The sequence below is a fragment of the Nodularia sp. UHCC 0506 genome (genome assembly GCF_034931045.1).
In the GTDB taxonomy this organism is placed as follows: Bacteria; Cyanobacteriota; Cyanobacteriia; order Cyanobacteriales; family Nostocaceae; genus Nodularia.
Window position 1 is genome coordinate 75,129 of the sequence record NZ_JAYGHH010000011.1, and the last position, 13,312, is coordinate 88,440.

A 13,312-nucleotide genomic window follows, 5' to 3' on the forward strand; every position below is an offset into this window, starting at 1 on the left:
GGAAAGCACACACTTTTTCAAGCTTGAGTAACTAGCTTTGTTTGAACATACCTATATATACTGATTGCGATCGCAGCATTTCGGAAAGCTGGAAAATTTATTCCCGACAACCGCCCCAAAAAGGACGGTTAACACAACTATGACCAAGATTTAAATTTTTTAACATTACGTTACAATAAATTCATAGAGAACAGCACCAGCAAATCTCTTACAGATGTATTCAAAGGTGTACGGCATGAATGGCACAATTCGCGTTGGTAATCTCTTCGGGATTCCCTTCTATATCCATCCGTCGTGGTTTCTAGTTCTGGGCTTGGTAGCTTGGAGTTATAGCAGTGGACTGACGGCACAATTTCCCTGGTTGTCTGGGGGACTAACTTTAACACTGGGATTGATGACAGCGTTGTTATTGTTTGCCTCTGTCGTCGCCCATGAATTAGGACATAGTTTTGTCGCAATTCGTCAAGGAATTGATGTTAAATCCATCACATTATTTATATTTGGTGGCTTGGCGAGTTTAGAAAAAGAATCAGAAACCCCAGGTGAAGCATTTTGGGTGGCGATCGCAGGGCCTTTAGTTAGTTTCCTCCTCTGTGGTGTATTTACAGCAATCGGTGTCACTACCGCCGCTACAGGTGCAACCGCAGCTATCCTTGGTGTTCTGGCTTCTGTAAACTTGGCATTAGCATTATTTAACCTGATTCCTGGCTTGCCCTTAGATGGTGGTAATATCCTCAAGGCTGCTGTGTGGAAGATTACAGGCAACCCCTACAAAGGTGTAACTTTTGCTAGTCGAGTCGGACAAGTATTTGGTTGGGTAGCGATCGCATCTGGTTTAATTCCCCTATTATTCTTTGGTAGCTTCGCTAACTTTTGGAACTTATTAATCGGTTTCTTCTTGTTGCAAAATGCTGGTAAAACAGCGCAATTTGCGAGAGTACAGGAAAAATTCACAGGTTTGACGGCAGCAGATGCTGTTACCTTTAATAGTCCCATTGTATCTGCCAATACTAGCCTCAGAGAATTTGCAGACCAACGAATTTTTAACAATCAAGACTGGAAAACATTCTTAGTCACTGATGAAGACGGAAAACTAATCGGTGCAATTAACCTCAACGATTTACGGATTATTCCCACAACGCAGTGGTCAGAAACTCCAGTTAGCGTAGTGATGAAGTCCATTGAGGAAACTACTACAGTTAAATCAGACCAACCTCTGTTGGAAGTGGTTCAGTTACTTGAACAAAAAAAGTTATCTACACTTTCTGTAATTCGTGACAATGGTGTATTGGTAGGGATTTTAGAAAAAACAGCGATTATTCAGCTACTGCAAAATAAAACTCAACCTAATCCTGTATAATTTTCTAGAAAAATTGCATAAGTTCAAAATCCCTCAGTTTGTCTGGGGGTTTTTTGGATCTCACACAGAGGCGCACCAGAGTTAAAGATGTTTGAGAAACAGCCAGAAGGTTTACAGCAACGGGTGAAACAGTTAGCGACTCAAGCTATAGAAGAAGAAAATCCGACAGCATGGTTTGATATTTTGTATAGTCAGTCTCAAGGTGATGTGACACAAATTCCTTGGGCTAAGTTAACTTGTCACCCTTATTTACAAGATTGGTTGAAAACTTTTAACCCTGAAGGTGAGGGACATTCAGCGTTAGTGATTGGGTGCGGTTTGGGAGATGATGCAGAGGCTTTAGCCGCAAGGGGATTTCAAGTTACTGCTTTTGATATTTCGCCTACGGCTATTGATTGGTGTCAGCAACGTTTTCCTGATTCTGCTGTAAACTATATAGTTGCAGATTTATTGGCGCTGCCTTCACAATGGCATCAGGCTTTTGATTTAGTTGTAGAAATCAGGAATATCCAAGCTTTACCTTTAAGTCTCCGTTCTACTGTCATTACATCGGTGGCTTCTGTGGTTGCAGTCGCAGGAACTTTAGTGGTGATTAATCGGTTACGGGAGACAGAGATGGAACCTGATGGACCTCCCTGGCCTTTGTCTAATTCTGAATTAGCCCAGTTTACAGAGTTGGGTTTGCAAGAAGTCAGCCGTGTTCTATTTTATGAAAGTGAACGGGTTGATATTCTGCAAGTACGGCTGGAATATCAGAAAATCAGCACTAAATAATGGTGTTTGTTTTGTTAAGGACTTCTAAGATATAAACAAACCACAGAGGCACAGAGGACACAGAGTTAAGAGGGTTTCAGAGAGTTTTTGCGTAAGTCCTATTTATTTGTTATTCCCTTACTTCAGTTCTAATCTGTCACAATATGAAGAAAGATTAAGACAAGTGGTGTGCAGGAAAATATGACAATGTTGGGTCAAATTAATGGGGTGTTGGTCAATACTGCTTTGCCGTTTGCTGGTTGGGGAATCTTTTCGCTGTTGCTGGCTGAGGTATTAAGAGACAGTTATCATGTTTTGTGTCACGAAGTGAAATGGTTGGCTAAATGGCACAATAAACATCATCAGGTATATCGTCGGGATTTATCTATAGTCTCTGTGCAAGCTTACCAAGATTCCCAGCTTTATCACGATATTGTGGAATCGGTTTTACTGGTTGCGGCTTTAAGCATCATTGCCTTAGTAGTTCACCAAATGGGGTTATGGCTGGGAGTGTTCTATGGCGGTACTTTTTTGTATGGTGCTTCTGTGCGATATTTCTCTGGTAAAATCGATACAGACTACAATCACTTACCCGGCCCTTTACAGATCATTCCCTCTGTTTGGTGGGTAAATCGAACTTACCATTGGCGACATCATTTTGATAATGTCGATGCTTACTATAGTGGTGTCTTTCCTCTAGTGGATAAAATACTGGGTACGGGATTATCTCTTAAAGGTAAAACGGTCGCTTTAACTGGTGCATCAGGTTCTCTTGGTCAAGCATTAACGGCTGAATTGCTCAAGCATAATGCTAAGGTGGTAGCCTTAACCACTAATCCAGAAAAATTAGCACCGCAGACTAATTTTAAGGTGCTTTCCTGGGAGTTAGGTAACGAAGCTGAACTCAGGAAAAGTTTTGAGAAAATCGATATTTTGATTATCAATCATGGTGTCAACGTTTACAATAGCCGCACACCAGAGGCGATCGCATCTTCCTATCAGGTGAATACTTTCTCGGCCTTGCGGTTGATGGATATATTTTTAACTACTGTTACAGGACCACAAGCTAAGGCGACTAAGGAAATTTGGGTGAATACTTCTGAGGCTGAGGTTTCCCCGGCTTTGAGTCCCCTGTATGAACTGAGTAAACGGACATTAGGAAATATTGTGACTTTGAAGCGTTTAGATGGTGATTGTGTAATTCGTAAGTTAATTTTGGGGCCTTTTAAGAGTCAACTCAATCCCTATGGTGTCATGTCAGCCCAGCAAGTAGCCCGTGGTATCCTATTTTTAGCCCGACGCGATTACCGAAATATTATTGTCACTATCAATCCTCTCACATACTTGTTTTTTCCTGTGAAGGAAGCTAGTACATGGTTGTATTATCGAATTTTCAGCAAAGCTGCTCAAGAGTAGTAATTCAGTTGGCTGTGTAAAATCTACATGGGAACTAGACGACACAGAATTTAACCAAACAAATTCTTGGAGTAGGGGTGGGTTTAGAGATATGATTGATGATTAACCAAGATATTGGTAAACCCGCCCTAATCGTTTAACCAATTTTATGTGAGACTGCACATAATCCTGAAATTTCTGGATTAATCCATCTTTATCTGTGTTAATCTGCGTCCATTTGCGTTCAATTTAGGATTACCAAGTAATGCGATCGCGCCATTGTTGTGTCATTCTGGTACTAATTCCTGATACTCTGGTTATATCTTGGAGAGATGTGAATTTTTGCTGCTGACGAGCTGTGATAATTCTTTGTGCTAGTTTTTTACCTACTCCCGGAAGTGTTACTAATTCCGCTAAAGTCGCCGTATTGACATTTATGGGTTTAATTTCTAGATTATCAGTTGATTTGGGGCTGATTATTTGAGCGCATTGTTTTTTTTCTGTGGCAATTCTTTTCTGAACTGATGGCGGTACACCAAGTTTAGCATCACCATAAAGACGGTCAAATTCACGCACGTAATGGGCTGCAATCGTTGGATTTTCCACTATTAACAGTGTTTCATCATTACCATGATTGGCAACTTTTGACCAGTTGTGAGAACCTGTAATCACTGTTTCTTGGTCAATGACGGCAAATTTATGATGCAATAAATCACCTCTAGCTAAGATAGGTATTCCCACAGTAGTTAAAGGTTTTTGCCAAGGATTATTATCTATTTCATATTTACAATCATTACTCAGCGTTACTCCCATCATATCTAAACCTTCGCTATAGTAACGATAGGCAAATTGGGAATCAATCAAAGCCCGAATAGAAACATTTTTTTGATGCCGAGTTTTGAGAATATTAGCTAGACTCTGTTCAGAAAAAACAAATAATGCCATATCAATAGATTTAGTGGCAGAATCTAAAGTTTTTCCGATTAAACCATTACTAGATTTATACCAAGGTTGAGTGGGGGAAGTCGGTGAAAAATGGACGGTGATTTTGGTTTCACCTAATGTTATAGTTTGAGGCGATCGCATTGGTTTTTGCAAGCCGAATCTACTATCTGGTTGACCTCCGGGACCATCACCCCACATAATATTAAATTCTTCAGTAAATAAAATAGCTAATTTTGGGCTATCAATTTGTAAAAAATTATTAGCATTTCCTAAACTGCTAAAATTTGTATAATCACCATGTACATCACTTAAAGTAAAATTAGCTGAAGTTGTAATTACCCAACGATTATCAACAATAACAAATTTGTGATGCATTAAATTACTACCGGCTGAACCATCAGCACGATCATCTATCCAAGGTATTTTGGCATTTTCTAAAATTATTAATGCATCTCGTTGATTGATTTCTTCGGGACTCAGTTGATGATCTTGGTTTAAATCAACAAAATTAAAAAATTCTTGATAACGGGCTTGTTCTCTAGGTGTAAACTTTTGGATTTCCGCAGGTGTTAAACTACTCCAAGGATGACTATAATTATTTTCTAAAATAACCCTCACTTTCACACCTGCTTTTTGTCTCTCTACTAGTGCTTGGGCAATTTTAGGTAAACGCAATTCTTGAATAGCGACATCTACTGTGGCTTTAGCTTGAGAAATAGTATCAATAATTTGTTGTTCTAAATTATCTCCCAGGCGAGTTTGTTGGCGGTAAGGTTCTTTGTATTCTGAAGCCTGGGAATGGTTAAAGTAAACTTGAACTAATGGATCTTGTGGTAAGGCTGCTAAAAGCTGATTTTGAGGTTGGGCTTTTTGACAAGCAACTATGGCTAAAACCAGAAAAAAGATCAAAAAATATTTTCTTGGTGGAAACATCTGTACGGTAATTTGTTAAAAGTGAATTGGGGACGAACACATTTATATTTCCCAAACTATATCCGCAGATAATCAGATCCACCTATTGATGCAGAAATATTCAGCTTTTTTTACACAATTATTGATAATATGCAAATATATTTAGATTACAGTGCCACTACTCCCACTCGCCCAGAAGCGATCGCAGCTATGCAGACAGCCCTAAGTCAAGAATGGGGCAATCCTTCCAGTTTACATGAGTGGGGACAACGAGCCGCCACAATGATAGAACAAGCCAGAATCCAAGTTGCGAGTTTAATTAATGCGGCTAATCCAGAATCTATAGTTTTTACAGCTAGTGGTACAGAAGCCAATAATTTAGCCATTATGGGCATTGCCAGATTATATAATGTGCCGCAACACATAATTATTTCCCAGGTGGAACATTCGGCTATTTCTGAACCAGCGAGGTTATTGGAAATGTGGGGTTGGGAAGTAACGCGTTTGGGTGTGGATAGCAAAGGTAGAGTTAACCCCCAGGATTTAACAGCAGCGTTGCAAAATAACACTGTTTTAGTTTCGGTGATTTATGGACAAAGTGAAATCGGCACAGTGCAACCAATTACTGAATTGGGAAATATTGCTCAAAAAAATGGGGTTTTATTTCACACAGATGCAGTCCAAGCTGCGGGACGTGTACCCCTAGATGTGCAGAAATTACCAATAGATTTACTCAGTCTTTCTAGTCATAAAATATATGGACCCCAAGGGGCTGGGGCGCTGTATGTGCGACCGAATATAGAATTAGTACCTTTGCTGGGTGGTGGTGGTCAAGAAATGGGATTGCGTTCGGGGACTCAAGCTGTACCTGCGATCGCTGGTTTTGGAATTGCAGCCGAATTAGCCACAGTAGAATTATCGAGTGAGATCCCCCGTTTAATCAAGTTGCGCGATCGCCTATTTTCTCACTTAGCAGATATTCCGGGTTTAATTCCCACAGGCGATTTTAATCATCGCTTACCGCATCATGTCAGTTTTTGTCTAGAACACGCCGATGGTAAAAAACTCAGTGGTAAAGCCTTAGTCCGACAAATGAATTTAGCTGGTATTGGTATCAGTGCCGGTTCTGCCTGTCACAGTGGTAAACTTAGCCCTAGTCCTATACTCTTAGCAATGGGTTATCCAGAATCAGCCGCTTTGGGAGGGGTGCGTTTGACTTTGGGGCGTGATACTACGGAGGCTGATGTTGATTGGGTGGCGATGGTTTTCAAGCAAGTTTTGCAAAGACTGCCACTTTAAGGGTTAAAAATATGAATTTTCCTAATCAACTCCAACAAAAGATTGAAGAATGGGCAAGTATTCAGGGAGTTTCGACTGAAGAATTTGTCTTGGAAGCGATCGCTGAAAAAATTAATGCTTTAAGTCAACAAACAATTGCACAAAACTCTGAAGCGACAAATCAAGCAAGAATTTATCGAAAAAATGGGATTTTGGTTATAGATGTAGAATTACCAGAAAGTTTCAATTTTAATAACTTCACAGATGAGTTGAGAGAAGAAAGCATTCGACATGAGAATAACTTCACTCATTTGGGAAATGCTCTTTCTAATTTTATATACCTTCCTTAGTAAGTGTGAACACCCCAAAACAATCTCTAGTAAATCCATAATAGGTTATTACAATAATAATTATGATTGCAAACAAAAATAAGTATTATATTTTACTCATTTTTACCAGTGTAACAGTTGTGTTTTTAACAGTAGCAATGTAAAATTTTGGTCATTACTAGAAAAAAAATTATGTTTAAACAAGTTACACTTAAAAACTTTAAAACGCATAAACTGACTACTGTAGAGCTTCATCCAGTAACCTTGCTGATAGGTAATAATAATTCAGGTAAATCTAATCTTTTAACAGGAATACAACACTTTTGTAGGCTTGTAAGAAGAGGCCGTCCTGGAAATATTAATAAAACAGTTAATGTTCATAGAGACTTATATCCTCACCGTTATAGGCTCGCTGCTGATCATGAACCAATGGGATTTATAATAACTTGGAATAACTTAAAGGGAAGTATTATCTATGAAATGGAATTATATGAAAATAGGCATTTTCCAGAATCTGCCAGCTGCAAAGAAAAAATAACAATAAGGCTAGATAGTGCAGATGAAAAGATAATTACCAGTGGATATGAACAGCTAACTAACTTAATGGCTTTAAGGCAAGATATTGAAGATAATGCATCTTTGCAAACAGCAGAAAAACAATTGTGTAAAGATTTTTTTGGGGATTTTGCCAATACATATAGTTATCACTTTCAACCTGCTTTTCTCAAAGGTTTAGTTAAAGATGAGCAGATTGGGAATCTTGATGATACTCCTCATGAAATAGGAAAGAGTGATTATATTAAAATTCCTGCTGAATTAGGTAGTACAGGGCTGGGATTGCAAGCAGTTATTAAATATATTAAAGAAAAAGAGGAACGGACATTTACAAGATTTACAGCTTTAATGAGGAGATTTGAAAATAATTTTCAAGGTGTTCGCTATAATGAAAAAATTTCTAAACTGGTTTGGGAGTTTGATTTTGGCAGAAAAACAACTGTAGAGGAGTTCACTCCAGATTCCGTTTCGGATGGATTTATGAAAGCGGCGGCTATTAGTCTTCTAGCTTCTCTTTATAGACCACCAAGTTTGATACTTTTAGAAGAAATTGAAAATGGTGTAAATCCTGGGAATATTCAAGAACTAATGCATTGGATTTGGCAAATGACATCTCCAACTTCAGAAGGATATACATCTCAATTTATTATTACTTCTCATAGTCCCTCTGTCTTACGTGAATTTCATAATTACTTAGATCATGTTTATACAGTTCGCCTAGAAAAACGTCATAGAACAAGTGATGTCAGAAATCTAAATACATCTCTGGAAACACTTGTAGGTATAGGTACTGTAGAAGGTGAGATAATAGATGATGAAACTACAGGGAAACGGATAGTACAAATACCAAAGTATCAATTAGCAGAACTTTGGTACTCCGGGACAATTGGGTAATTAGGTAAAATGTAATGGTAGAGAGAAATATAGGGATTGTTGGAGATGGAGCTACTGATAGGTCAATTTTTAGAAAAGTTTCTGAATGTATTCTATCTAATGGTTATGAAAATAATGTGACTCTTAACTATTGTGAATTAAAAAGGCAAACACTGCATGATCCAGTAGAAAAATATTGTAGAGAAGTTATAAAATTAAATAGTGGTTGCTATCTAACAGGTGAACAAGCTGCCGAATTTAGAAGAGCAGTTACCAATACTCTTTATGGTGCTTTTGCAGAATTTGAAAAAGAAGTTACGGAAATTAGTAACCGGGATATCATACTACTCACTGCTGATAGTGAACATACGCTTACTACACCTGATGACTACTTTAAGGATTGGAGATTCAGTATATCTAAAATATTAGTAGGAGGAATAGAGACATTTTATGGAGCGAAGGCACGAGAAGGTTATACCCACGAATACTTACCTGTGGTAATTCCGCTTGTGACATTTCCTTCAACAGAGATATTTATCGCTGCTGCAAAAGACTTAATTGGCAAAAAACCAGGGAAGAAACCAGGAGAATTAAAACAATTACTTTACGGTACTACGAATCTTCAAACTCTTCGAGAAGAAGACCTTCAAAGCAAAGCATTAGATTTTATAACAATGGAAAGTATAGGCAGAATTTTTTACCATGTTCCTGAATCTCGTACTTTTATTCAAACTTTATCTCTTGGGAAGTATTCGTGAAAAGTTATTATAAATTTACTGGTTAATAAACCTGAATAAATCACCGAAAATCCTATATTATATATATCCAAATATTTGACAATTTATTTTCTGAATATATCTCTGGAAAATCCCTAAATGGCTCGCACACCCACCTTAAAATTTGATCGCGGTACATTAATTTTACATCCACCACCACGGGGTAAAGGTTGGATGGACTACGCTACATGGGATGATCGAGTCGAAAAGTTTCGCATTCCTGCCATGAGATATCGGGCTTTAGTGGAAGCGCTACAAGCTGAAGATGTTTATTTTGTAGACGAAGCCAAAGAATTTTATCCTGTAGATTTAATTCCCAGCTTAGAAATGGAGCCTTATCCCCACCAAACTGAGGCTTTAGCCGCTTGGAAGCTAGAGGGAAGACAGGGGGTTGTAGTGTTACCTACGGCGGCTGGAAAGACTTATCTGGCGCAAATGGCGATGCAATCCACACCCCGCACTACCTTAATTGTGGTTCCAACTTTGGATTTAATGCATCAATGGTATGCTCATTTAGTAGCGGCGTTTCCTGATGCTGAGGTGGGTTTGTTGGGTGGTGGTTCACGCGATCGCACTGCAATATTAGTGGCGACTTATGATAGTGCGGCTATTCATGCGGAAAACTTGGGAAACAAGTATGCTTTGCTGGTTTTTGATGAATGTCATCATTTACCTACGGATTTTGGACGGGTAATTGCGGAGTATGCGATCGCCCCTTATCGTTTAGGATTATCAGCAACACCAGAACGCACTGATGGAAAACACGCGGATTTAAATATTCTCATTGGCCCGGAAGTCTATCGCAAACGCGCTGAGGATTTGGCGGGTAGTGCTTTGGCTAACCATGAAATTGTGCAAATTAAGGTGAAGTTATCACAGCATGAGCGAGAAAGATACAATCAATTAATTCAAACTCGCAATGATTTTTTGCGCCAATCTAAAATTTCTTTGGGGAGTATCCAAGGTTGGCAAATGTTTGTGAAAATGAGTGCGCGATCGCCTGGTGGACGTAGGGCTATGTTAGCACATCGGGAAGCGAAAAACATTGCTTTGGGTACTGATGGCAAGTTAAGAATTTTGGCTAATTTGTTGGCGGAACATTTCCCGGAAAGGATTCTCATTTTTACGGCTGATAATGCGACGGTTTATAGTATTTCTGAAAGGTTATTAATTCCGGCGATTACTCATCAAACTCCTGTGAAGGAACGCCATGAAATTTTAAGTAAGTTTCGGGAGGGGGAATATAATACTTTGGTGGCTTCTCATGTGTTGAATGAGGGGGTTGATGTTCCGGCTGCTTCTGTGGCAATTATTTTGTCTGGGACTGGTTCTACTAGGGAATATGTTCAGCGTTTGGGTCGGGTGTTGAGAAGGGGGAATGTGGCTAATAAACGGGCGATTTTGTATGAGGTGGTGGCTGAGGATACTAGTGAGGAGGGGACTTCGGCGCGGCGTAGGGGGGAAGATAGGAGAAACGAACCACAGAGGCACAGAGGACACGGAGAGAAGAGGGGGAGTTTACAGGTTGTTTATGGGGGAGGGAAGGTTAGTACTCCGAAGGCTGCGGAACAGTTAGAGATTAAGTATTCAACGGATAAGAAGAATGTTACCGACGGATTTACTGAGTCATCGCCAAAACGGAGAGGAAATTATTCCGAAGAGGTTGAAGATTGATCAGAAGAGTATGGAGTTGGGGAATGAGTTGATTGCTTGTTTTGAGGAGGCGAAGGGGAAGTCTCAGGGGGTGTTGGAACGTCAGCTTTTGGATTTGGAGGGTGATGCTACTGATTATCGGGTGAAGCGGGGGTTGGCTTATATTCTTAAGAGTAGTTTCTGCACTTTTGAGGTGGTGAGTCCTTTGGAACCGCCTATGTTACGGGAACGGGTGTTTGCTTTGGCGGCGAAGTCGGTTCCTAGTGGGGAGTCTACTCAGGTGACTTTAACGAAGATTGCTGATGAGTTGAGTCAGGAGTTGGAACGTGAGGTTTTGTTGGAACAGGTGCGCGATGGTTTATATGCTGATTTGGCTGAAAATAAAATTTTAACTAATTTTGATGCGCCTGGTCCGGTGGATTTATTAAATAGATATAATTTGTCTCAGGTACAAGGAATTTTTTATAAGGCCAGTAAGTTGGTTTTAAATGCTCATCGTAATGTTCCTGGGGAATATAAGCTGTTGTTTCGTTATTTGAAGTTGTTTCAATTAATGGCTTATATTGAAGGTGATGCTGACCACGGGTTTACAATTACCGTTGATGGGCCAACGAGTTTATTTAATCCTAGTACAAGATATGGGCTGGCGATCGCTAAATTAATTCCGGCTTTACTTCATGTGACTAAATGGAGTCTTTCAGCCACGTTGCAAACTCGTGATGCTTACACCAAAGCCTGGAACACGGGACGATTTACCCTCAATTCTGAATGTGGTTTAGTGTCTCACTATTCCAAGGGTAAGCCTTACGATAGTATGTTGGAATCATCCTTTGCTGATAAATGGGATGCACTTAAAACAGATTGGGTATTAGAGCGAGAAGTGGATTTATTACCCATTCCTGGTAGTGTGATGATTCCCGATTTCCGTTTAGTCCATCCTGATGGGAGAGACTTTTTATTAGAAATAGTCGGTTATTGGCGACCAGAGTATTTACAAAAGAAGTTTTATCAAGTGCGGCGTTCTGGATGTGACAATTTAATTTTAGCTATTTCGGAAAGATTGAATTTAGAAAAAGCGGGAGTAAAATTAGATAATGTCCCGGCAAAAATTGTGTGGTTTAAAGATAAATTATTACCAAAAGCTGTATTAGCAGTAATTGAAGATGACCTATGAAGATAGAAATAATTGCTCTTTCTCTCCTCCTTCGCTAACTCTGATGATGGATAACAAACATGGCATCTCGAAGATATAAGCGTAAAATTGAGATATTTCCTATTATTTAAATTAGCAAAATTAAGTAAATCACCAGGGCGGAGGAAATTACTCATATACTTTCACAAGTTGATCATACTTGCTAAGGTCATTCCCTATCGCTCTGGTGCTTCTTTAGCGGAAATATCCGCCATAAGGGTATAAGTAAAGGGTTTTCAAAGCCTACAATAGTTATTTAGAAATTATTGTATCAGCCCACACATTTTTTATGTTTTCCAAATGTTGCGCGATAAATAATGAAGCAAAGCACTCAAGACTCAGCACTATTTATGTTTGTCGGTGAACTAGGGTGGCGCTGGCTTGGTCAACAGGCATCAGTATGATTTCATTAATATTGACATGAGGCGATCGCGTGACGCAGAAAAATATCACATCAGCGACATCATCGGCTGTTAGGGGGGTGACACCTTGGTAAACTTTGTCAGCGCGTGCATGATCTCCATGAAAGCGCACATTGCTAAATTCTGTTTCCACCATCCCCGGATCAATGGCAGTTACCCGCACAGGAGTTCCCAATAAGTCTTGTTTTAAACCCTCAGAAATTGCCTTAACAGCAGCTTTAGTGGCACAGTAGACGTTACCACCGGGATAAGTTTGATGTCCAGCAATGGAACCTAAATTCACAATATGGCCGCGATCGCGTTTCACCATCCCCGGCACAACATAACGGGTGAGGTAAAGCAAACCTTTAATATTAGTATCAATCATTTCATCCCAGTCTAGAAAGTCGCCTTCATGCAGCTTGTCTAAACCACGACTCAAACCAGCATTATTAATCAGAATATCGATATCAGACCAGGCAGCAGGTAAACTGGAAATTGCAGCTTCTACCGCCAAGCGATCGCGCACATCTAACTGTAACAAATGACTCTCTACCCCAAATTCTTGGTTGAGAGTATCTGCTAATTCTTGTAAGCGTTCCCATCGTCGCGCCGCTAAAATCAATTTTGCCCCCGCACCAGCAAAAATTCTGGCGCAAGCAGCACCGATACCACTACTCGCCCCAGTAATGAGAATAATTTGATTTTGTAGAGAAATCATATTAATTAAAAGTAAATCGTTAAGAATACTTTAGACAAAAAGGGGCGGGTTTATGCAGAATTGCGGCTAATGACATCATCTCGCCCCTACCTATTTCCTATTCTCTATCTAATCACTCGCAAACGCTGAGTTACCATTGTGATGCCATCACCCCGCAGAATTACCGCAG

The 13,312-nt window shown here is 39.6% G+C and carries 11 protein-coding genes; 9 read left to right on the forward strand and 2 right to left on the reverse strand.

Going from position 1 to position 13,312, the window contains the following annotated elements:
* Positions 1–235: 235 nt before the first annotated feature.
* The 3 genes from VB654_RS09870 (at position 236) to VB654_RS09880 (ending at position 3,529) form a co-directional block, all read left to right on the forward strand.
* On the forward strand, positions 236–1,360 hold the full coding sequence (locus VB654_RS09870; RefSeq protein WP_323213573.1) for a site-2 protease family protein: 1,125 nt from the start codon (positions 236–238) through the stop codon (positions 1,358–1,360).
* A gap of 87 nt (positions 1,361–1,447) precedes the next feature.
* On the forward strand, positions 1,448–2,134 hold the full coding sequence (locus tag VB654_RS09875) for a class I SAM-dependent methyltransferase (protein WP_323213545.1): 687 nt from the start codon (positions 1,448–1,450) through the stop codon (positions 2,132–2,134).
* 186 nt (positions 2,135–2,320) lie between these two features.
* Entirely contained in the window at positions 2,321–3,529 is a 1,209-nt protein-coding gene (locus tag VB654_RS09880; protein WP_323213546.1) for a bifunctional sterol desaturase/short chain dehydrogenase, read from the forward strand.
* 234 nt (positions 3,530–3,763) lie between these two features.
* Here the strand turns inward: VB654_RS09880 and VB654_RS09885 are convergent, their stop codons facing one another.
* Positions 3,764–5,386, reverse strand: a complete 1,623-nt coding sequence (locus VB654_RS09885; protein WP_323213547.1) for a DUF655 domain-containing protein — start codon at positions 5,384–5,386, stop codon at positions 3,764–3,766.
* A gap of 129 nt (positions 5,387–5,515) precedes the next feature.
* Between VB654_RS09885 and VB654_RS09890 the strand changes: the two genes are divergently transcribed.
* From VB654_RS09890 to VB654_RS09915, 6 genes are all read left to right on the forward strand, one after another.
* Positions 5,516–6,664, forward strand: a complete 1,149-nt coding sequence (locus VB654_RS09890) for a cysteine desulfurase family protein (RefSeq protein WP_323213548.1) — start codon at positions 5,516–5,518, stop codon at positions 6,662–6,664.
* An 11-nt stretch (positions 6,665–6,675) separates the two neighbouring features.
* Positions 6,676–6,993: a hypothetical protein gene (locus VB654_RS09895; RefSeq protein WP_323213549.1), complete on the forward strand. Its 318-nt coding sequence runs from the start codon at positions 6,676–6,678 to the stop codon at positions 6,991–6,993.
* A gap of 171 nt (positions 6,994–7,164) precedes the next feature.
* The gene (locus VB654_RS09900; protein WP_323213550.1) at positions 7,165–8,421 is read left to right on the forward strand and encodes an ATP-binding protein; all 1,257 of its coding nucleotides are present in this window, start codon (positions 7,165–7,167) and stop codon (positions 8,419–8,421) included.
* Between the two features lie 14 nt (positions 8,422–8,435).
* On the forward strand, positions 8,436–9,158 hold the full coding sequence (locus VB654_RS09905; protein WP_323213551.1) for a hypothetical protein: 723 nt from the start codon (positions 8,436–8,438) through the stop codon (positions 9,156–9,158).
* A 117-nt stretch (positions 9,159–9,275) separates the two neighbouring features.
* The gene (locus tag VB654_RS09910) at positions 9,276–10,850 is read left to right on the forward strand and encodes a DEAD/DEAH box helicase family protein (protein WP_323213552.1); all 1,575 of its coding nucleotides are present in this window, start codon (positions 9,276–9,278) and stop codon (positions 10,848–10,850) included.
* Positions 10,780–12,003, forward strand: coding sequence for a DUF790 family protein (locus VB654_RS09915; protein WP_323213553.1), 1,224 nt, complete (start codon positions 10,780–10,782; stop codon positions 12,001–12,003). The genes VB654_RS09910 and VB654_RS09915 overlap by 71 nt, the downstream gene beginning before the upstream one ends.
* A gap of 366 nt (positions 12,004–12,369) precedes the next feature.
* Here VB654_RS09915 and VB654_RS09920 read toward each other — a convergent pair whose 3' ends face one another.
* The gene (locus VB654_RS09920; protein ID WP_323213554.1) at positions 12,370–13,143 is read right to left on the reverse strand and encodes an SDR family oxidoreductase; all 774 of its coding nucleotides are present in this window, start codon (positions 13,141–13,143) and stop codon (positions 12,370–12,372) included.
* Positions 13,144–13,312 lie beyond the last annotated feature (169 nt).